Annotated in this window: 22 protein-coding genes; 9 read left to right on the plus strand and 13 right to left on the minus strand. The window is 56.3% G+C overall.

All coding sequences use genetic code 11. The features are described 5' to 3' along the window. Positions 1 to 27: 27 nt before the first annotated feature. Complete coding sequence (locus C6A40_RS20430) at positions 28 to 489, minus strand: GNAT family N-acetyltransferase (protein WP_008502363.1); 462 nt, start codon at positions 487 to 489, stop codon at positions 28 to 30. A gap of 63 nt (positions 490 to 552) precedes the next feature. Then, positions 553 to 1155, minus strand: coding sequence for a helix-turn-helix domain-containing protein (locus tag C6A40_RS20435; RefSeq protein WP_045335920.1), 603 nt, complete (start codon positions 1153 to 1155; stop codon positions 553 to 555). Between the two features lie 43 nt (positions 1156 to 1198). Here C6A40_RS20435 and C6A40_RS20440 point away from each other — a divergent pair, with 43 nt between their 5' ends. Beyond that, a complete protein-coding gene (locus C6A40_RS20440; RefSeq protein WP_032674709.1) occupies positions 1199 to 1894 on the plus strand; it encodes a B3/B4 domain-containing protein in 696 nt (231 codons plus the stop codon). Positions 1895 to 1915: 21 nt separating this feature from the next. After that, the gene (locus tag C6A40_RS20445) at positions 1916 to 2809 is read left to right on the plus strand and encodes a dihydrodipicolinate synthase family protein (RefSeq protein WP_045335918.1); all 894 of its coding nucleotides are present in this window, start codon (positions 1916 to 1918) and stop codon (positions 2807 to 2809) included. A 45-nt stretch (positions 2810 to 2854) separates the two neighbouring features. On the opposite strand, the gene C6A40_RS20450 is transcribed toward C6A40_RS20445, so the two are convergent. From C6A40_RS20450 to C6A40_RS20460, 3 genes are all read right to left on the minus strand, one after another. After that, positions 2855 to 3292, minus strand: a complete 438-nt coding sequence (locus tag C6A40_RS20450; protein WP_071283550.1) for a VOC family protein — start codon at positions 3290 to 3292, stop codon at positions 2855 to 2857. A 13-nt stretch (positions 3293 to 3305) separates the two neighbouring features. Next, positions 3306 to 3743: a VOC family protein gene (locus C6A40_RS20455; RefSeq protein WP_045335914.1), complete on the minus strand. Its 438-nt coding sequence runs from the start codon at positions 3741 to 3743 to the stop codon at positions 3306 to 3308. A gap of 79 nt (positions 3744 to 3822) precedes the next feature. Further along, positions 3823 to 4983 carry an MFS transporter gene (locus C6A40_RS20460; RefSeq protein WP_045335911.1) on the minus strand — a complete coding sequence of 387 codons (1161 nt, stop codon included), beginning with the start codon at positions 4981 to 4983 and terminating at the stop codon, positions 3823 to 3825. Between the two features lie 130 nt (positions 4984 to 5113). Here C6A40_RS20460 and C6A40_RS20465 point away from each other — a divergent pair, with 130 nt between their 5' ends. Then, positions 5114 to 5650: a MarR family winged helix-turn-helix transcriptional regulator gene (locus C6A40_RS20465; protein ID WP_045335909.1), complete on the plus strand. Its 537-nt coding sequence runs from the start codon at positions 5114 to 5116 to the stop codon at positions 5648 to 5650. Positions 5651 to 5674: 24 nt separating this feature from the next. Then, positions 5675 to 6598, plus strand: coding sequence for a LysR substrate-binding domain-containing protein (locus tag C6A40_RS20470; protein WP_045335907.1), 924 nt, complete (start codon positions 5675 to 5677; stop codon positions 6596 to 6598). A 47-nt stretch (positions 6599 to 6645) separates the two neighbouring features. Here C6A40_RS20470 and C6A40_RS20475 read toward each other — a convergent pair whose 3' ends face one another. Further along, the gene (locus tag C6A40_RS20475) at positions 6646 to 7116 is read right to left on the minus strand and encodes a hypothetical protein (RefSeq protein ID WP_025911315.1); all 471 of its coding nucleotides are present in this window, start codon (positions 7114 to 7116) and stop codon (positions 6646 to 6648) included. A 250-nt stretch (positions 7117 to 7366) separates the two neighbouring features. On the opposite strand from C6A40_RS20475, the gene C6A40_RS20480 reads away from it, so the two are divergent. Further along, positions 7367 to 8044 (plus strand): DUF1963 domain-containing protein, encoded by a 678-nt coding sequence (locus C6A40_RS20480; protein ID WP_045335905.1) that lies wholly within the window; start codon positions 7367 to 7369, stop codon positions 8042 to 8044. Between the two features lie 140 nt (positions 8045 to 8184). Then, positions 8185 to 8661: a WbuC family cupin fold metalloprotein gene (locus C6A40_RS20485; protein ID WP_008502351.1), complete on the plus strand. Its 477-nt coding sequence runs from the start codon at positions 8185 to 8187 to the stop codon at positions 8659 to 8661. A 65-nt stretch (positions 8662 to 8726) separates the two neighbouring features. On the opposite strand, the gene C6A40_RS20490 is transcribed toward C6A40_RS20485, so the two are convergent. Next, on the minus strand, positions 8727 to 9269 hold the full coding sequence (locus C6A40_RS20490) for a cysteine hydrolase family protein (RefSeq protein ID WP_045335903.1): 543 nt from the start codon (positions 9267 to 9269) through the stop codon (positions 8727 to 8729). A 401-nt stretch (positions 9270 to 9670) separates the two neighbouring features. Here C6A40_RS20490 and C6A40_RS20495 point away from each other — a divergent pair, with 401 nt between their 5' ends. Continuing rightward, positions 9671 to 9973, plus strand: coding sequence for a hypothetical protein (locus C6A40_RS20495; protein WP_008502349.1), 303 nt, complete (start codon positions 9671 to 9673; stop codon positions 9971 to 9973). Positions 9974 to 10087: 114 nt separating this feature from the next. On the opposite strand, the gene C6A40_RS20500 is transcribed toward C6A40_RS20495, so the two are convergent. From C6A40_RS20500 to C6A40_RS20525, 6 genes are all read right to left on the minus strand, one after another. Then, complete coding sequence (locus C6A40_RS20500) at positions 10088 to 10687, minus strand: NAD(P)H-dependent oxidoreductase (protein ID WP_045335900.1); 600 nt, start codon at positions 10685 to 10687, stop codon at positions 10088 to 10090. A 74-nt stretch (positions 10688 to 10761) separates the two neighbouring features. After that, positions 10762 to 11355 (minus strand): TetR/AcrR family transcriptional regulator, encoded by a 594-nt coding sequence (locus tag C6A40_RS20505; protein WP_045335898.1) that lies wholly within the window; start codon positions 11353 to 11355, stop codon positions 10762 to 10764. 34 nt (positions 11356 to 11389) lie between these two features. Next, entirely contained in the window at positions 11390 to 14479 is a 3090-nt protein-coding gene (locus C6A40_RS20510; protein WP_045335896.1) for an efflux RND transporter permease subunit, read from the minus strand. Beyond that, complete coding sequence (locus tag C6A40_RS20515) at positions 14476 to 15585, minus strand: efflux RND transporter periplasmic adaptor subunit (protein ID WP_045335895.1); 1110 nt, start codon at positions 15583 to 15585, stop codon at positions 14476 to 14478. Before C6A40_RS20515 ends, C6A40_RS20510 begins: the two co-directional genes overlap by 4 nt. A gap of 74 nt (positions 15586 to 15659) precedes the next feature. Beyond that, positions 15660 to 16274 (minus strand): TetR/AcrR family transcriptional regulator, encoded by a 615-nt coding sequence (locus C6A40_RS20520; RefSeq protein ID WP_114191386.1) that lies wholly within the window; start codon positions 16272 to 16274, stop codon positions 15660 to 15662. 133 nt (positions 16275 to 16407) lie between these two features. Beyond that, positions 16408 to 17319, minus strand: a complete 912-nt coding sequence (locus C6A40_RS20525; protein WP_045335893.1) for a LysR family transcriptional regulator — start codon at positions 17317 to 17319, stop codon at positions 16408 to 16410. 99 nt (positions 17320 to 17418) lie between these two features. On the opposite strand from C6A40_RS20525, the gene C6A40_RS20530 reads away from it, so the two are divergent. After that, positions 17419 to 18534, plus strand: a complete 1116-nt coding sequence (locus C6A40_RS20530; protein ID WP_045335891.1) for an alkene reductase — start codon at positions 17419 to 17421, stop codon at positions 18532 to 18534. Beyond that, on the plus strand, positions 18531 to 19250 hold the full coding sequence (locus C6A40_RS20535; protein WP_045335889.1) for an SDR family oxidoreductase: 720 nt from the start codon (positions 18531 to 18533) through the stop codon (positions 19248 to 19250). The genes C6A40_RS20530 and C6A40_RS20535 overlap by 4 nt, the downstream gene beginning before the upstream one ends. Positions 19251 to 19269 lie beyond the last annotated feature (19 nt).

Genomic DNA, 19269 nt, shown 5'->3' on the forward strand with positions numbered 1-19269 from the left:
TTTATCATTACTCTCTGCAAAGTACTTTTATTTTTGCCCGGGGTTACGATAAATATCGGGTCGATTGATTTGCCAGACAAAATCTGGTCGGTTCAATGGGTTATACCCCAGCTTCTGGTATAACCATGGCGCGCTGTCGGTTACCAGCATTATCCGTCGCAGACGTGACAACAATGGATGGGCATGACAGCATTCAATCAGCCAACGGCCAAGACCACTTTTCTGATAATCGTTCAGCACGTAGACGTCACACAAATAACCAAAAGTGGCATAGTCTGTGACCAGACGGGCGAAGCCGATTTGTCTTGTTCCATCCAGGAGCGCGAAACAAAGGCTGTTCTGGATTGATATCCTGACCGTTTCAGCATCAATACCAGGAGCCCAGGACGATTGCGAGAGGTAATCGTGAATGGCTTCCAGCTGAAAAAAGCTGGGATCGGTTGTGACAATAAATTTGTCTTTGGTAAAACGCAGATGCTGATTATTCACCGAACTCCTCCTTTTGGGCTACTTGTGATGAGGCACAGGGCTGTCCTCTATGCCGGGGAATGCTCAGGATGCTTTTTCATGTACTGTCATGATAAATACCAGCGTGTTCTCCCCCTGGTTTTCATAGAAATGAGGAACGTCCGTTCTGGCGGTTGCCGAACAGCCAGTATTTACCCGATACACGTGTTCCTGTACGCCGAGTGTGAGCGTGCCCGACTGCACATAAAACAGTTCAAGCGTACCTTCCGTGTGGCCGGGGGACGCAAACTTTTCCCCCGGCTGCATTTCCCACATCCAGAGCTCGGTCATATCAGGGCCACCTGACCCTGCGAGCAATCTTGCTCTCCCGCCTTTTTCACCTTCCCACAATTCTGGGATCTCATCTTCAGCAATGAGATGCACGGTCGGTTTTGAACTGACATCCACAAAGTCAGCCACCGAAACCCCCATTGCGGCAGCCAGGCGGCATAACAGGGCAATGCTGGGATTCGCCCGGCATCCCTCTATCTCAACCAGCGCTCCCTTGCTGACGCCTGCCCGACGGGAGAGTTCATCGAGGGATATCTTCTTATGCTTACGATAGAGTTTAATTCGCTGAGATACGGCTTCATTCACAGTGTTGACGATAGCGTTTGCATCGGTCATTAAATTGACTTTTTTGGTCATTGGTCATTATCATGGAATAAATTGGTCATTACAGGATTATCACGTGCTAACAGTATCTCCGTCAATTACCCCTGAAATTTATCGTATTGCTCCCGGTTTTCGTGCACTGAGCATTTGCGTAAAAGCTGCGCCAGTGCTTAATCCCGACATTGGGGAAACGGCGCTGCGTGAAGCCTGTGAAGCCGTTCTGGCCGGTGAACCAGATTGGGCGGACTCTCATCTGGCGGCATGGGCCGACGTTTTTCAAAAGTTTGGTGCTAAACCTAAACGCACCCCTTGCTCAGCAGATGCGTTACGCAAGCGCGTGTTACGTGACGGAACGATGCCAGCGCTCGATCCTATCGTTGATCTTTATAATGCCGTTAGTCTCCGCTATGCCGTTCCGGTTGGTGGAGAGAATCTCTCTGCCTATCAGGGGGCGCCGCGTCTGACTGTGGCAAAAGGAACAGAGCCTTTTGATACCGTCAAAGAGGGAGAGGCCACCGTTGAGTATCCTTCACAAGGCGAGGTTATCTGGTGTGATGATATCGGCGTGACCTGCCGTCGCTGGAACTGGCGACAGGGGATCAGAACCCGCTTAGGCGTGGAGGCTCAGCAAATGTGGTTCATTCTGGAGAGTCTCCCGCAGATGCCGCTGGATAGACTTCACGAAGCCGGGAAGATGCTGACCGACGGCCTGGAAAAAATGATGCCCGGTCTGTGGTTTGAAGTTGCTCTCATCGAAGAACAACAGCTGTAATACCCTTCAGGAGAAAGAGTTATGTTTACCGGTTTGTCGGCGTTTCCATTAACCCCAGTCACTGCCCGCGGCGTGGATGAAAAGGGTTTTAGCCATATTCTTTCCCGTCTTACAGACGCTCGGGTTGATTCTATGGGCATCCTGGGGTCAACCGGAAGCTACGCCTATCTGACCCGGGAGCAGCGCAAGCGCGTAGCAACGTTGGCTAAACAGCATGCAGGGAACATCCCCGTTATGGTGTGTGTGGGAGCGGTCAGTACCGATGCCATTCTGCATCTGGCAGAGGATGCACAGGCAGCTGGTGCGAATGCGCTGTTACTCCCGGCGGTCAGCTACCAGCCTCTCCGTGACGAAGAAGTCTTTTCACTCTTTGAGACCGTTACCCGGCACGCGTCTGTACCGGTGTGTATCTATGATAATCCGGGCACTACGCATTTTACCTTTACGGATGAACTCCACGGTCGTCTCTCCTCACTTGAGGGGGTTCGCTCGGTCAAGATCCCTGGCGTCCCGGATAGCCCCGCTGCAGCGATTGAAAGGGTGAATGCGTTACGTCAACATTTGCGCCCTGGTGTAACAATCGGTATTAGTGGCGACGCTTATGCGGGGCTGGGATTAAACGCCGGTTGTGAAGTGTGGTATTCCGTGTGTGGCGGTCTGTTCCCTGAGATGGCGAAACAAATCACCGAAGCTGCGGCGGCAAACGATCGTCAACGCGTTACAGCCCTGACAACCCGCCTTGAGCCGTTGTGGTCGCTGTTCCGTAAACATGGCGGAAGTATTCGCGTTATTGCCGCTGCGGCTGGCGTGCTTGGGCTTACCGACATGGATTGCCTGCCTCGCCCTCTGCAACCGTTGTCAGCTGGCGACATCGCGGATATTGCCCATGTAATAAGCACGCTGGAGCTGAAGTGATCTCCGCAGGACTGGGTGTCTACCGGTCCTTACCGCAAAATTTTATTAGTGAAGTGACTCTTCTTCGCCTGATAGCTTATCTGCATCAGGAGAATAATTCCGGTAAACGCATGCCAGTTTATGCCCGTCAGGATCGCGCAGATAGGCAACATAAAAATCGGGGCCGTAGGCGGTTCGTGTACCGGGCACGCCTTCATCCTTTCCTCCCGCAAGAAGGCCCGCTGCATGGAAGCGTCTGACAATTTCCGCGCTATCGGCTCTGAATGCGAACATTGTCCCGTTTCCCGCCGTCGCGGGTTGCTGGTCAAAAGGAGGACAAATGCAGAAGCTAAATTCGTCATCCGGATGATTTTCGTTTCCCCACATTGCCCAGCTATCAGTCCAGGCGGGCAGACGTGAATAGCCCAGCACGTTAAAAATAGCATCATAAAAGTTCACGGCGCGCTGAAAGTCATTTGTCCCTATCGTGATATAAGCCAGCACCTTATAACATCCTCTATCCACGCAGCCACGGCGTAACTGTTAGTCCGGTCAGCAAACCTTCCGGGCTGAGCAGGCGAGTAACGGTTTGTCCCCACGGTTCCGTGCGGTTGGCGACCAACAACCGATAGCCTTTTTCACTCAGAACACGGGTAGCGGAATCGAGATCCTGCACCTCGTATTCAATCCATCCCTGCGGTATCGGATGCTCCACGGGCCACTCCGATTCACCAAAACAGGACGTTGCCGCCTGTGACAGCGGCCAGACGGCAAAATGCTTCACGCCCGGTAAGCGTCCCTCTTCGGTGAGCAGATACTCGGCATTGCCCTCCATCGGCTTCAGCGGCAGACCGAGTGTCTGGATATAAAACGCGGTGCTGGACGCTGTATCCCGTGAAATGGGCCCGAACCCGGCGACGAACATGACATCAATTCCCGGTAACGTCTGCGACATATCCACTCCTTAATAGCCTGAAATGATGGAATTTAGCGTAGAGCCTTCTGAAATACGACTCTCAATTCTGGTACCGCATTCACCGCGCCTGCACATTCGCGGCGGGTTTGAAAGTGAACGCGATAGCGATCAACAGCACGACTCCCGCACTCATCACCAGCCAGGCGCTGGTGAGCGAGACCGAACTGTCGCGAACGATCCCGGCAACTAGCGGCATGAGCGCGGCGATCATATATCCTCCTCCCTGAACTTTAGATAGTAGCTTCCCGGCCTGGGCGGGCGTTCGCGCATGATCGAACGTGACGATAAGCGACAGCGGGAAGAGGGCGCCGATACCGATGCCAAGCAGCAAGGTTGATAAGACCGGCGTCATACCTGGAGAGAAGACCAGACACAGTAACCCCGCGAGCAGCAGTAACAGTACAGTTATCAGCGGAACACGGCGGTCGGGGAATTTACCGATCAGCGCGGAGACGGCAAACCCGGCGGCCACCTCGGTTAAGGTCAGCCAGGCCAGCATATAGCCGCTGCTGCGTGCGGACCATCCTGCCTGAATATAGAGCGGGGGCAGCCAGGCTAAGACCAGCGTGTAGGCACCCGTCCCCACGCCGAAAAAGAGCAGAAGGAGTCCAGTCCGGGAGGAAGAGAGCGTAACGGATTCATGTACTGTTTGTTCCCCTTGAGGCTGCTTAACCAGGGGCAACCACAGCATCAGCGCCAGCAGCGCGAGCACGCCTGCCATAGCCAGCGCGGGCTTGAGCGTGAGCCATGAAAACAGCGGCTCGGCGCTGGCGGCGGCGACTGCCGCACCGGCCATAATGCCCGTGCTGAATAGCGACATGATCGTGCAGGCCGTTTGCGTATACGCCTTTTTTATCAGGGCAGGCATTAACGCCTGGATCGTGCCGATGCTGGCCCCGCCCAGTAACGCGGTGCCCATCAAACCCGTCAGCGAGGTGCTAAAACCGCGTAATGAACAGGCTACCAGCAGGATGAACAGCCCGAACAGAATTCCCCTGACGGCACCGATCCTGGCTAAAAGCCAGGGGCCACACAGGGCAGCCAGTCCCATCATCGCCACCGGCAGGGTGGTCAGCAGGCTGAATTGCGTCGCGGTCAGCCCTGCTTCGCGCTGCAGCACGGAGAACAGGGGGCCAACCGAGGCCAGAATGGGGCGCAGGTTCAGCCCGACGATAAAAGCGATAACGGCGAAGAGTAACGGTGATGTGCGTTTCAACATGGCATCCTTTTCGGGTGTGAATGGCCCGGGCAAATTGCCGCGAGCATTTATCTTAACGTTAAGATAAAATCTGTTTTAGTGTAAGATGTACCGCACAACTCGATAAATTCCCACGCCATCGGGGGTGAAGATGAAAGACCATGTAGACTTCGTTGTCGGCCAGTGGAGCCGCGCCATGCCCGAGCTGGACGCCTCGTCGATGAAAATTTTTGGCCGAATGCTCAGGCTGATGAAGCACCTGGGAAAAGAACGCGCGCTAGCTATGGCGCCGTTTGGCTTTCGCGAGGGCGAGTTTGACGTCCTCGCCACGCTGCGCCGCGCCGGGGAGCCGTACTGCCTTTCGCCCACGCAGCTGTATACATCCCTGTTGATCACCTCAGGGGCGATGACGAACCGGCTCAACCATCTTGAACAGCAAGGCTTTATCAGGCGGATTGCCGATCCCGACGACAAGCGCAGCTCGCTCGTCAGCCTGACGCCGCACGGGCAGGAGCGTATCGAACAGGCGCTGCTCGTGCACACGGAAACGCAAAATGCGCTGCTGAGAAACCTCTCTGAGGCGCAACGCGCGCAGCTTGAGTCCCTGCTCAGGGTGCTGCTGCTGACGTTTCCGGCTGAAGAATGGGATGAAACGTCACCGAGTGCCGATAATACAAAACCTGCATGATTACACCTGACAAAAAGGGAACATATGTCTTTACCGCCACTGTATGCGCTGCGCGCGTTCGAAGTTGCCGCACGGCTGAACTCCTTTAGCAAAGCGGCTGAAGTCCTGAATATCACGCCGGGGGCGGTCAGCAGGCATGTCCGGACGCTTGAAATGTGGTTTGACTGCGAGCTGTTTAAACGGCAGGGTCCGAGAGTGGAGGTCAGCGACGCCGGGCGCATTCTGGCCGGGCAGCTTAGCGAAAGTTTCTCGAATATTGAGTGGGCCTGTCGCGCATTCAAAAGTGAAAACCACCTTCTGCGCCTCAAAGCCCCCAGCACCCTGACGATGCGATGGCTCCTCAATGTGCTTAAATCCTTTCGCGAGAACCACGCGAAGCCGAAAATCGAAATCGCCAGCGTCTGGATGGACTTCGACACCGTTGACTTCAGCCGCGAGCCCTACGATTGTGCGATCCTCCTCGGGAACGGCTATTTTGGCGAGTCAACGGAGAGCCGGCTGCTGTTCAGCGAATGGCTTATTCCGGTTTGTACGCCGTCTTTGCTGGAGCCTGCCCGGCATCAGCTTCCAGAGTGCGATCTTATTCATCCGTCACCGGACAGACGGGACTGGAAGCGCTGGCTGAAAAGGACGGGCTTATTCCCCGGCCTCGACATGGGCGGCGGGATCGTGTTCGACACCCTGGAGCAGGGCAGCCTTGCGGCCATGAACGGACACGGCGTAGCGATGGCGGATCTCCGGCTCACGCTCGACGCGCTGAAAAGCGGCCTTCTCGCGCTGCCCTTCAGGGAGGCGATAGCAACAGGGGACGGTTACTACCTTGTCTGGCCCAAAAATTCGCTCAGAGGACAGAGTATTGAACGGTTGCTGGCCTGGCTTAACCTTAATGCGCCAGTGGTGCCCTCTTTGGATATTGTCTGTCTTGATTTCAATGAAAAGCGGATTTAATAAATAGCGGAATATTAACATGGAGATATTCCGCACAGTGAACGTATTTATGCGTAGGGAATATTTGCCATCTTTTTATATCTTTCCGGCAGGGCGCTGTTCAGGTTGAGTAATTTATCCAGTATATATAGCGCAGGGGTTCCCTTTGCGCGTTCAGCTTCGATCAGCGCAGAACGTAACAGATTGGTAGCCGATGTCATTTCACGGAAGTACTCCTCAGATTCAGGCGTCTGAACTTCGCCTGAAGCGGCGTAACGCACCCGGGGCCAGTCCGCGAAGTCCAGAACCGGAAGGATCCCGTCGTCTTTGGGTAAATGCGCAGAGAGCAGCTCTTCGGCGTTACCCGGATTGCTTTGGGCGAAAGACAGAAGATGCAGTCGATGAATAAAGGGCGAAAGCACCTCACCGCTATCGTTTTCTGACGAAAGTAACGTTATTAACGCATGTATATTTTCACCCGCGATGTTTTTTTCAGGTGAGATCATTTTCATTAGATGAAATAAAACATCGAGTGTCATACGTACTCCATATGCATGCAGGTGTATTTATTATTTGAGTTTCGCTCTCTGTTCCAGGTCAGGAAGAGACCGGGAATGAAGGGATGGTATTTCAATGAGATTACGTTTGAAAAACGAGAAATAGTGGGAATCAATGTGAGTTTTACTCAACATAGGTTTTATTTTTCAATGAGATTCTCCAGATGTGATGATTAACTTACAATGATCAGCAGAATATCTGTCCGACAAGCGTCTACAGAGGCGAGCAAACATGAGATTAGAGAGTGCGTCAGTTTTAGAAGAACTCCGGACCAGGCTAAGACCCGCATCGGTCGCGCAGGTCGGTGGGTTCCGGCCGCCTGAAGATCCCATTACGTCATGGTTTCTGAAGGGCGTTTCTCGCGCAGATGAAGGATTACCCACCTGGAAGGGCAAATCCATGTTTCCACTTCTTCAGATCAGGGTCGACGAGCTTCCTGTTATTCCTGACCAGTTGAAGGGCATAGCCCTTCTGGTGTTGTTTCACAATGTGGAAAAACATCCCTTTGACGAACCGCACGGTGAAGGATGGTTAATTCGCGAGTATGCCAGCCTCGAAGGGCTTCAGCCATTGCCTGAATTGGACACGCCGTATCGGCCGTTTCCAGTTCAATGGCTGAGTGTCATTGACGATGCTCCAGGATGGGAAGATGCCTGGGATATTATTGATCTCTCTTGCGTAAATGATGATGAGCAGGCCAGTGAGAGTTTTTTTGAAGATTTCAATCGCTACAGGGGAACCAAGGTAGGGGGATTTCCGACTGAGATACAACACGGTGTGGGAATCGAAGAGTTTGTTTTTCAGGTTGGGTCAGAAGAAAAAGTAAACTGGATGTGGGCGGATAACGGTATCGGTTACTTTCACCGGTCATCAGAAGGGGAATGGCGGTTTTCATGTCAGTTCTACTGATGAACTTCCTGCCGGGGGATCGACCACTCGCCCGGCAGTGATTTGTTTCACAAATCCCATCGCGCCTCGACCGTTCAGGATGGTATAACGTCCTGCGGCAACCGGGTTGCCGCAGACAGCCCACATACCTAAAGGTGTATATGAAACAGATTACTTTCAGTGACCTGCAGCAGCAAAGCGAGCAGGCCGCACATTCTCCTCGCTTACGCGCGCACCGTAATTTACACCCTGACCTGAGCGACCCGGTGCAGCGCCTGGCCATTGCAATGGAACCCGGTACCTATGTCCGCCCCCACCGCCATCCGCACACGTTTGAACTGCTGACGGCGCTGAGCGGTCGCTTTCTGGTGCTGAATTTTGACGACAGCGGCAACGTGACCCGGCGCGTGGTGTTAGGCGAAGAGTGTAAAGTCCTGGAGATGGATGCCGGAACCTGGCATGCCGTGCTGTCGCTGGATAAAGGCGGCGTCATTTTTGAGGTTAAACACGGGGGGTATCAGCCCGTGCCCGAGCATGATACCGCCCCATGGTCACCGGCAGAAAACGAGCCCGGCACCGAGAAGCTGATGCAATGGTATGCTCAGGCACAGGTGGGTGACGGTGGTTTTACCCTGTAATTATTCTCTTATGTGCCCGGCGCGCGGAAAGGCGAGCCGGGTAAAGAGATAAGCGATCACCTGAGTCAACTCACCGTACTAAAAAGCCAGTCACGAGCAGTCGACAGCGTCACAAACGGGCCTGCCAGTGTGTTGTTGTGATGGGCAATAATGTCGCTGGCGGATAAACAGTCATTATCCATTGTGGTATGCGCATCTGAAATTAATACCGTCCTGAAACCCAGCTCCGGTGCGGCCCGGCAGGTCGTATCGACGCAAAACTCTGTTTTCATCCCGGCAATGACCAGCTGCTTGATGCCTCTCTGATTAAGTTCACGCAGCAATACCGTATCCCGAAAACAGCTGGGATAGCGCTTGGTGAAAACAACGTCCTGCTTCTTCACGTCCAGTTCAGGTATCAGCTGTGTTAACGGCCCCTTTTCTGAGAAGGGGGAGTCGTCCGGCCCAATATGGCGGGCAAAAAAGACGGGCACCTGCGCGTCTCGGGCGTTGGCAATTAACAAGCGGATATTGGCCAGAACGGCATCGGCGGAGCGAGGGGAAACCGGGCCCCGAAAGAGGCCCTGCTGCATGTCGATAATCAAGAGAGCATTGTCAGATGAAACCATTTTCTTTCTCCATTCAGAGGGTGGTGAACGGAGAGAGATTTCCCCGTCCATGTCGGCGGGGGATTGAGGTTCTGTTTGTCAGTCGTTCACTACAGACACGCTCGCACCGCCGAAGGGTCCGGTGGTGGTGAGGGGGGCTGTTGGCTGAACTGACGTAAACATGTTATGACCTGCGCTGATATATCTTTTAAACCATATCCGGACGAGCCGTTAAACTTTAAAAATTTGCTGCCGATAGTTCTTTTCAATACCATCAATATGCATGTAAAGATGAACAAAATCATATCAGCATATTTGGTAGTTGCGTATTTGTCGGCCGACTTATTGCACAATCCAACTGTGCGAGAGACTGGATAAAAACCGTTGTGTTTCGATAAAAAAAATACAAAAAGGATGTGCGTATGTTGAAAAGATTAGTCGCGGGGCAGATGAGCTTACCGATGACTTTCTGGGGATGGGGAATTTGCGGTAATTTTCTACTGGGTCTCATTGGGCTTGCTGGAGTGCAGACCGGTCACCCGGCCATGGTGCCGCTTTCCTATATACTTAAAGCCATTCTGTTCAGTGCTGTACTTTCCGGCATAACTTTCATTCTGCGTCGAAAAATCACCGTATTGGGTGGGATCGCTTTTTTTATTATCTTGATTCAGGTGATTATGAGTGTAGTGATGACGATTGGCCTTTCCTCGTTATTTTTTGAATAATCACAAGAAAGAGCGTTCCGGTTTGCCAGCAGGATCCCTGACGGTTAGTAACATCGAGAACACGTGCCTCCTTATGGCGAAGGAGGCACGCCGTTGCCGGCTGGATAGCCGATATTATTTTAGGTTGCCGATCTCGCTCAGGAATTCGTCAACCTGCTCGGGCGTCGCCGTGTCTGCCTGGTAAAGGATATCGAGCTTAACGTTCTTCAACCCGCAGAAGCCAAATACCCCTTCGATTATCTGCGTCTGAATCGCCCTCGAGTAGCCGTGTTTGTCGAACCCGGTAAAATCGCTCCCGCCAGTGGCAATCAGGCGGACGGGAACATCCCTTAAGTTGCCCACAATCCGGCCGTCGTCGGCCACCTTATACGCCCAGTTCAGGGTTAACACGCGATCGAACCAGCCTTTCAACAGCGCGGGAACCGACCACCAGTACACCGGGAAGACGAATACCAGCATATCCGCGCGCTCGACGCGCTGTTGCTCGCGCAGAATATCGTCGGGAAGGGCGCTCGGATCGCCGTGATACAAATCGAGATCGGCGTGGGTCATCGACGGATTAAACCCTTCAGCATGCAGATCGGCGATCTCAACCTGCGTACCTTCCTCGCGTAATTTCCCGGCAATGCGGGCTGCCAGCGTATGGGATAAAGAATTGTCGATCGGGTGTGCCGTCACGATCAGCGCGTTTTTAATGGCATGTGTTGCAGACATAGCGACCTCCAGATGGGGGAGAAGTGATGCCTATATTACTATTGGTAACTTAGGTGTCAATCCGCCCCCGGCGATCATTTTGTGCTATTCGCGTAGGTCTCCAGCACCCCGGTCATGGCGCCGCAGAGCATATCTTCTGCCACATTTCGGGCGAGCACGCCGTTGCCCGCCGCGGTGCTGAGCGCCTCCGCCGCGCCAATGATGGCCGTCAGTACCGCTTCTCCCTGAACGCCTTTTAAGACGATAAAAGGAGAAAGCGCGGTGCGCAGGCAGTCGGCACATTCGGCCACGCACGCTTCCCGAAACGTCTGCAGCGCGCGAGAACCGGACAGCGCCGCGGCGATTGGCCCGGTTTCAGGCCCGGCGGCAATCGCACAGTCGATATAGGCCGTGCTGAAAAAGCGGATCGTCTTCTCCAGCGTTTTGCTGTCCACCGCCAGCGTCTCGCGGAATTTTGCCAGCTGCCGATCGCTATAGTCCTGGTACAGCGCCATCAATAGCCCTTCACGATCGCCAAAGTGGTCGTAGGGGATAGGCTTGGTCACGTTGGCCCGTTCTGCCAGATAGCCAAGGGTCAACGCCTCCGTGCCTTGCTGACGCACGATCCCTCGCGCAACCTCCAGCAGCTGCACGCGGCGGTCCTCTTTTCTTAAGCGTTTAACAACCATGCTTGCCTCAGGTCAGTTATCTACTGATGGTAGTTTACACGTTTCCCGTGGCAGGCTGCACGCGTTGTTCAACCGGGCGGATCCGGAACCAGATCGCATACATCGCGGGCAGGAAGACGAGGGTAACGATCGTCCCGCCCAGCGTTCCGCCGATCAGCGTCCAGGCCAGCGTGCCCCAGAACACCGAATGCGTCAGGGGAATGAACGCCAGGACGGCCGCCATGGCGGTGAGTAAGACCGGTCGCGCTCGCTGAACCGTCGCCTCGACCACCGCCTGGAACGGATCGAGGCCGTCCTTCTGGTTATGATCGATTTGGCCGATCAGGATCAGCGTATTGCGCATCAGAATGCCGGAGAGGGCGATCAGGCCGACCAGCGCGTTGATGCCAAACGGCTGATTAAATATCAGCAGGGTCGGCACGACGCCAATCAGCCCCAGCGGCGCGGTTAAGAACACCATGACCATCGCGGAGAGTGAGCGCACCTGCAAAATGATGATCAGCAGCGTCAGGGCAATCATGATCGGGAACAGCGGTAACATGGCCTGCGTGGCTTTACCCGACTCCTCAATCGACCCCGCCATGTCAATGCGGTAGCCAGCCGGCAGCGAATCAACGATCGGCTGGAGCTGCTTCATGATGGCGACCGACACGTCCGGCGGCTGAAGATTGTCGGCGATATCGCCCCGTACGGTAATCGTGGGGGTGCGATCGCGGCGGCGCAGGATCGGGTCTTCCATGCCGACCTCTATCTTGCCAATTTGAGACAGCGGCACGCGCTGTCCCGCATTGCCGACCAGGGTAAAGCCTTCGATTTTTGCCGGATCAAGGCGGATATCACCCGCCGCGCGGGCAACGACGTCTACCGATCGAATACCTTCCCGCACGGAGGTGACAGGCACGCCGGAGAGCAGGAACTGAAGCTGCCCGGCAACGGCGCTGGAGGTTAAGCCGGTCGCCTGCAGGCGGTTCTGATCGAGAGTGAAATGGAGCACCGGAACGCGCGAGCCCCAGTCGGTGTTAACGGTTCGCATCATCGGGCTTGCCTGAAGCACGGCTTTCACCCGTTCGGCGATGTCCTGCACCTGTTTGACGTCCGGCCCCGACACGCGCCAGGCAACCGGGAAAGGCGAGTAGGGGCCAAACACCAGCTGCGTCACCCGCACGCGGGCTTCGGACGCAAGGCCGCTGGCGACGGCCTCCCTGAGCCTGAACTTGAGCGCCTCGCGTGACGTCTCGCTGTCCGTCAGGATCACGATTTTCGCAAAAGAGGGATCGGGCAGCTCGGGGGCCATTGCCAGATAGAAACGGGGCGAGCCCTGACCAATATAGGCCGTGACGATTTTGGCTTCCGGCTGCTTGCCCAGCCACGCTTCTATTTTTGCGGTAGCGGCGCTGGTTTGTGCAATCGAGGTGCCATAGGGCATCTGCACTTCAACCAGCACTTCCGGGCGATCGGAGGTCGGGAAGAACTGTTTTTTTACCAGCCCCATGCCAAGCACGGCCAGAATGAAAATGGCGACCACGGATCCGGCCACGCGCCATTTTCTGGCGATAACGCGGCCAAGCAGCTGGCGAAAACGGTTATAGCGAGGCGTGTTATAGATGGCGGCATGGCCGCCTTCCACTTTGGGGATCGCCGGTAGGATCTTCACCCCCAGATACGGCGTGAACACCACCGCAACAAACCATGAGGCAATCAGGGCGAGGCCGACAATCCAGAACATATTGCTGGTGTATTCCCCGGCGGTCGACTGGGCAAACCCATTCGGCATAAAGCCAATCGCCGTCACCAGGGTACCGGCCAGCATCGGCGCGGCGGTGTGGCTCCAGGCGTAGGCCGAGGCTTTGATTCTGTCGTAACCTTCCTCCATCTTCACCACCATCATTTCGATGGCGATAATCGCATCGTCAACCAGCAGGCCGAGGGCGAGGATCAGGGAGCCCAGCGTGACGCGGTCAAAGTTTATTCCCGCAGCCTCCATCACCACGAAAACGACCGCCAGCGTCAGCGGCACCGCCGCCGCAACCACCACCCCCACGCGCCAGCCCATGCTGACAAAACAGACCACCATGACCACAAGCAGGGCGACGAAGAATTTGATCATAAACTCATCGACCGAGGAGCGGATATTCACGGACTGGTCGGTGACTTTGGTCAGGGTCATGCCAAGCGGCAGGCTATCGTTGATTTTCGCCGTCTCCGCATCCAGCGCTTTACCCAGCGCCAGGCCGTTCCAGCCCTCACGCATGACAACGCCCAGCAGCAGGGCGGGTTCATGCTGATTGCGTATCAGCATCGTCGGGGGATCTTCATAGCCTCGTTCAACCGTTGCCACGTCCGACAGCGTGAGCGTTTTGCCCTGAGCGACTAAAGGCGTATCGCGGATTTTCTGCAGTTCATCGAACGCGCCGTCCAGGCGGATAAAAATCTGCGCGCCCCGGGTCTCAATGGCGCCCGCCGCGGCCAGGGCATTCTGGCCGTTGAGAGCATTGAAAATATCCTGCGGTGAGAGGCCCATCGTCGCCAGACGGTCATGGGAGAAGGCGATATAAATCCGCTCGGCCTGTTCGCCGATAATGTTCACTTTTTTGACCCCGGGAACGTGCAGAAGCTGCTGGCGCAGGCCTTCGGCATCGCGTACCAGCTGCCGCTGCGGTTCGCCTTTTGCTTTCAGAGCAAAGAGGGCAAAGGTGACATCCGAGAATTCGTCATTGATCATCGGGCCGATGACGCCCGCCGGGAGACGCTGGGATTCATCCCCAAGCTTTTTACGCGCCTGATAGAACTCCTCCTGCACCTCAGAAGGCGGGGTCTTGTCCTGCAGTGACAGCGTGATAAATGCCATGCCGGGACGGGTATAGGTTTCGGTACGATCATACCATTTGAGTTCCTGCAGGCGCTTTTCCAGCGGCTCCGCGACCTGATCCTGGATCTCCTGCGCGGTCGCACCCGGCCAGACGGCAATCGCCGTCATCTGCTTCACGGTGAAGGGCGGATCTTCCGCGCGTCCCAGTCCAAAAAAGGCGTAAATACCGGCAATCGTCACCAGAACGATCAGAAACAGCGTGACGGAACGCTCGCGGACGGCCAGCGCTGACAGGTTGAAGCGACTTCCGCTCATGGCGCGTTCTCCGCCGGAGCGGCATGGCGCTGTTCTGCCAGCCTGACAACTTCACCTTCGTGCAGAAGATGGGCCCCTAACGCAACGATCTTCTCCCCGGGCTTCACGCCGCCCGCGATCTGGACCGCGTCTTCGCCCACGCTCAGCACCTTAACCGGTGTCCATGTGACCTTTGCCGGCTGGGCGGAAATGCGCCAGACGCCGGGCCCTTTACCCGCATCGTAGAGTGAGGCCAGCGGGACCTGCATGGCCTGACCTTCCGCTTTCGGGTCTTCAAGGCTGAGCGTGACGGTCGCCCCCAGCGGCGCGTTCGCCAGCTGGCCTGCCAGCACGTAGCGTGCTTCATACGTCCGGGTTGCGGCATCCGCGGAATCAGACAGCAGGCGCAACGTGGCGGTGACCGGGTGCTGTTCACGGCCATAAAGCGTGGCCCGTGCTTCGCTGCCGACGGCAGGGCGCAGCGTCTCCGGAAGCTGCACGAGCGCTTCGCGCTGTCCCGCTCTGGCAAGGCGGATCGCCACCTGTCCGGCGCTGACCACCTGACCGGGTTCTGCAAGCGTCTCCATCACCACGCCGTCTGAATCCGCCAGCAGTATGGCATAGCCCGTGGCATTTTGCGCCACGTTGGCCTGCGCGCGGGCAGCGCTGAGATCCGCCCTGGCCGTATCGGCCGCCGCTTTAATCTGATCGTACTCCGCGGCGGACACCGCGCCGGACGCCACCAGACCGCGATAACGCGCCTCATCGCTGGTGGCTTTTCTCGCCCGCGCCTGGGCAGCATCCACCGCGCGCTGCTGCGCCTGAGCCTGTAATTTCAGGTCAACCGGATCCAGACGCAGCAAGGGCTGGCCCTGTTTGACGGACTGCCCGGTATCCACCAGGCGTTCGAGGATTTTACCCTGAACCCTGAAGCCCAGGTCGCTTTGCGTTCTTGCCACCACCACGCCCGTGAAGGTGCGAGCGGCTGGATTCGCCCTCTCGACGGAGGCGGATCTGACAAGCGGTGGCCTGGTGCGCGGATCGTCACTCGCGGAAATATCGCCGCATGCCGCGAGGGCAAACGGCAGAAGACATATGGCAAGGCGGGCTGAAGTGAGCCTGAGCATGGGAAACCCTTTTGAAGTAACAGGACAGTTTCCGCATTCTGTGATTAGTGACCAATAAAGTCAATGGTCACTAATCAGGGGGCCAGGCTTCTTAGAATCAGTGAGGAGAGAAGTACCGCCGCCGTTGGGGCAGTTTCAAGGTTGTACTGCAGCTGAACGGGGTTAATGTAAGGGCACATCACCATGTAAACGGCACAGGTGACCTCGTCCAGCGGCGTCTTCCTTTCGAACTCTCCAGCCTGTCTGCCTTCGATAATGATGGTCTCAATCAGCTTCAGGAGGCTTTCGGTGTACCTTTCCGTCGAGGGCCACTTCTCCCGTGACGCGACGGCGGCGATGTCGTAGAGCTTGCGATCGTGGAAAAACAGCTCGCTGCCGGCTTCGGTGAGCGACTTAAAAAGACGGCGGAGTTTTTCGCTGGCTGACGGCGCATCCTCAATGGCGGAAAGCACGGCCGCCATGATCAGCTCCAGGCGGTTAGCGCAGATCACTTCGCCGATAGCCTGCTTGGAATCGAAGAACTTATAAATGTAGGATTTTGAAAAACCGATAGATTTCGCCAGCTCGGCGACGGTGGTTTTTTCATAGCCGTAATGGCCGAAGTGCTCAAAGGCCGCTTCGACGATTTGCTCTCTGACAGAATGGTCAAGTGGACCACGTATTGATGGGGCGTTTATAGTTTTAGTCATTATGTAAGCTTAGCGTGACGAGCCAGGGTTGGCAACGAGTGACCGTTTTGTACTTTGGTTACTGTTATGCTGTCTTACGTCGTGAAGACGGGACAATCGGCCAGGTGGAGTAAGTGTATCACTGTTTTTTACGTTAATGTTTTTTAAGCCAGTCGAGAAAAAACTGGCTGAACGCCGTAACCTGAAGCGGCTGCAGCTTGCGCTGCGGGTAAACAAGCTGCAGCCCGACATCTTTGCGATCGTAGCGGCTAAAGCCGGTGAAGCTGTCGGCAAACAGCACCGTGAGTCTTCCGGCGTCAACGTCGTTTTTGACGTCCCACCACGATTTCCCGGCGATGCCCGCTCCGCCCAGGGCCCACTGACGAAGCAATGCCCCGTCGTCGCACACCATGGCGGGCTCGACGCGAACAACGCTTTCCTCTCCCTCATGTTCAAAGCGCCATTCGTTCATCACCACGCCCTGAGACTCCAGCGCCAGGCACCGGTGCCGGGCTAGATCGGCAAACCTGGCGGGGATACCGTGGTCGTTAAGATACGCCCCGGAGGCAACCAGCACCCGACGGTTCGGGCGGATGTTTCTGACGACAAGGCTGCTGTCCGGCAAATTGCCGAAGCGCACACTCATATCCAGCCGGTTAGCGACCAGATCCTCAACGTGTTCTTTTAGCGAGATGTAAAATTTGACGGCAGGATGGTGACGAGAAAATTCGATGACGGCAGGGCTGAGATACTGTCTGCCAAAGTCCGAGGGCGCGGAAAGGCGAATATTGCCGCTGAGCACGCCCTCTTTTTGCGCCAGCAGCGACTCGGCGTAATGCACCTCTTCCAGCACGCGCAGCGCGGCGTGATAAAACTCTTCGCCTGCGCGGGTCAGGGTGAGGGATCGCGTTGAGCGATGAAACAGGCGCGTCTGGTAACGCTCCTCAATTGCCTTCAGCCTGGCGGTCATCGTGGCAGGAGAAAGCGACAGGCGTCGTCCGGCGGCGGAAAGACTTCCGGCCTCGGCGACTTCCACCAGTAAAGCCATGTCTTCGAGTTTACCCATTATTCATCTTTTCCGAAAAGTGCATCTGTTTTTAGCGTAATTATCAAAATCAGATGCGGACTGTAAAGTGATTTCATCCAAACCATAAGGGATGAAAACATGAAACCTGCTTCACTCTTTGAACGCTACAGGCTGGGGTCGCTGGACCTGAAAAATCGTATCGTCATGGCGCCGATGACCCGCGCGCGCTCCCTTCAGCCGGGCAACATTCCCTCCGCGCTGATGGCGGAGTATTACCGGCAGCGGGCCAGCGCGGGGTTAATCATCACCGAAGCCACGCAAATCTCGCCTCAGGGTCAGGGATACTCCTGGACGCCCGGCATCCATTCGCCGGAGCAGGTTTCAGGATGGCAGCTCACGACGGGGGCCGTACATCAGGCGGGCGGGGTCATTTTTTCTCAGCTCTGGCACGTTGGGCGAATGTCGCACGCCAGTTTTCACCAGGACGGTCAACCCGTCGCCCCGTCAGCGCTGGCCCCGGACGCGCAGGTGTGGGTGGTGAATGAGCGTGGAGAAGGCCAGATGGTTGACTGCCCGCAGCCGAGAACGCTCTCACGCAAGGACATTCAGAACATCGTCGCGGACTATCGCCAGGCCGCTTTGAATGCCGTTCAGGCCGGGTTTGATGGCGTGGAGGTCCACGGCGGAAACGGCTATCTGATCGACCAGTTCCTGCGCCAAACCTCCAACAAACGCACGGACGAGTACGGCGGTACGGTGGCTAACCGGATCCGCTTCGCCCAGGACGTGTTAAGCGCGATTGCCGAAGCCATTGGTCACGAACGTACGGGCATCCGTCTTTCGCCGTTTATTACCCAGCGCGGGATGAACGACCCGCAGGTCTCTGAAGCCATACTCGCGCTTGCGGCCTGGTGCGAACAAAAAGGGATTGCGTTTATCCACCTGGCGGAAGCCGACTGGGACGACGCGCCGCAGATTCCTGCGCATTTCCGTCAATCGCTTCGCGAGACCTTCAGCGGCACCCTGATCGTCGCGGGCAACTATGACCTTGCCAAAGCCGAAGAAATTCTGGCGGCGGGCTATGCCGATTTGATTGCCTTCGGACGACCGTTTATTGCCAACCCGGATTTGCCTCACCGGCTGGCGCACCGCTTGCCGCTGGCCCAGGTGCGCGACCCCGCCACGCTGTTTGGCGGCACCGCCACGGGCTATACCGATTACTCAACGTACACCCAGCAGGAGGAAACTTTATGACCCGTAAAACCTTAATTATCGGCGGCGCTTCCGGCATCGGTTTCGCCGTGGGCACCCTGCTTGCCGGGCGCGGCGAGGAGATTATGCTTGCGGGACGCGATAGCGCGAAACTGGACGCTGCACGGCAACGACTGAGCGCTCATGCCGCGTCTGTTAGCACTCTCGTGCTCGATATCAGCCGTGAGGAAGAGCTTGTTGCGCTCAGTGAAACGCTGGGCGAGGTCAATAATATTGTCGTCACGGCGGGTTCACAGGCGCCGGGCGGGCTGCTTTCCGGACTGGATCTCCGTGCGGCAAGACAGGCCTTTGATACAAAATTCTGGGGAAGCCTGAATGTCGCCCGCTATCTCAGCGGGAACATCGCTCCCCGCGGTACGCTGACCTTCACCAGCGGGTTTGTGGCGCGACGCACCGTGGCGGGCGCCATCGTAAAAACAACGATGAATGCCGCCATTGAGGCCGCGACAAAGGTGCTGGCGAAAGAGCTTTCCCCGCTGCGCGTCAACGTCGTGAGTCCGGGGCTGACCGACACGGAAGCGTATGCGGGGATGGACGCCGCCGCGCGGGAAAAAATGCTCGCAGGCGCGGCGGAAACCCTGCCAGCCAAAGCCTGGGGAAGGGCGCAGGACATCGCACAAGGGTATCTTTTCGCCATGGACAATCCGTTTGTCACCGGGTCGGTCATTGATATTGAAGGCGGGGCGTTAATTAACTGACCCCTCATTAATGTGATCC

The sequence above is a fragment of the Enterobacter sp. GER_MD16_1505_Eko_090 genome (genome assembly GCF_003331015.1).
Classification (GTDB): Bacteria; Pseudomonadota; Gammaproteobacteria; order Enterobacterales; family Enterobacteriaceae; genus Enterobacter; species Enterobacter roggenkampii.

Excerpts from the sequence above, each read along its gene's own strand:
- C6A40_RS20435 (WP_045335920.1), bottom strand. The coding sequence starts at position 1,155 with ATGACCAAAAAAGTCAATTTAATGACCGATGCAAACGCTATCGTCAAC.
- C6A40_RS20445 (WP_045335918.1), top strand. The coding sequence starts at position 1,916 with ATGTTTACCGGTTTGTCGGCGTTTCCATTAACCCCAGTCACTGCCCGC.
- C6A40_RS20455 (WP_045335914.1), bottom strand. The coding sequence starts at position 3,743 with ATGTCGCAGACGTTACCGGGAATTGATGTCATGTTCGTCGCCGGGTTC.
- C6A40_RS20460 (WP_045335911.1), bottom strand. The coding sequence starts at position 4,983 with ATGTTGAAACGCACATCACCGTTACTCTTCGCCGTTATCGCTTTTATC.
- C6A40_RS20465 (WP_045335909.1), top strand. The coding sequence starts at position 5,114 with ATGAAAGACCATGTAGACTTCGTTGTCGGCCAGTGGAGCCGCGCCATG.
- C6A40_RS20470 (WP_045335907.1), top strand. The coding sequence starts at position 5,675 with ATGTCTTTACCGCCACTGTATGCGCTGCGCGCGTTCGAAGTTGCCGCA.
- C6A40_RS20475 (WP_025911315.1), bottom strand. The coding sequence starts at position 7,116 with ATGACACTCGATGTTTTATTTCATCTAATGAAAATGATCTCACCTGAA.
- C6A40_RS20480 (WP_045335905.1), top strand. The coding sequence starts at position 7,367 with ATGAGATTAGAGAGTGCGTCAGTTTTAGAAGAACTCCGGACCAGGCTA.
- C6A40_RS20485 (WP_008502351.1), top strand. The coding sequence starts at position 8,185 with ATGAAACAGATTACTTTCAGTGACCTGCAGCAGCAAAGCGAGCAGGCC.
- C6A40_RS20490 (WP_045335903.1), bottom strand. The coding sequence starts at position 9,269 with ATGGTTTCATCTGACAATGCTCTCTTGATTATCGACATGCAGCAGGGC.
- C6A40_RS20495 (WP_008502349.1), top strand. The coding sequence starts at position 9,671 with ATGTTGAAAAGATTAGTCGCGGGGCAGATGAGCTTACCGATGACTTTC.
- C6A40_RS20500 (WP_045335900.1), bottom strand. The coding sequence starts at position 10,687 with ATGTCTGCAACACATGCCATTAAAAACGCGCTGATCGTGACGGCACAC.
- C6A40_RS20505 (WP_045335898.1), bottom strand. The coding sequence starts at position 11,355 with ATGGTTGTTAAACGCTTAAGAAAAGAGGACCGCCGCGTGCAGCTGCTG.
- C6A40_RS20510 (WP_045335896.1), bottom strand. The coding sequence starts at position 14,479 with ATGAGCGGAAGTCGCTTCAACCTGTCAGCGCTGGCCGTCCGCGAGCGT.
- C6A40_RS20515 (WP_045335895.1), bottom strand. The coding sequence starts at position 15,585 with ATGCTCAGGCTCACTTCAGCCCGCCTTGCCATATGTCTTCTGCCGTTT.
- C6A40_RS20520 (WP_114191386.1), bottom strand. The coding sequence starts at position 16,274 with ATGACTAAAACTATAAACGCCCCATCAATACGTGGTCCACTTGACCAT.
- C6A40_RS20525 (WP_045335893.1), bottom strand. The coding sequence starts at position 17,319 with ATGGGTAAACTCGAAGACATGGCTTTACTGGTGGAAGTCGCCGAGGCC.
- C6A40_RS20530 (WP_045335891.1), top strand. The coding sequence starts at position 17,419 with ATGAAACCTGCTTCACTCTTTGAACGCTACAGGCTGGGGTCGCTGGAC.
- C6A40_RS20535 (WP_045335889.1), top strand. The coding sequence starts at position 18,531 with ATGACCCGTAAAACCTTAATTATCGGCGGCGCTTCCGGCATCGGTTTC.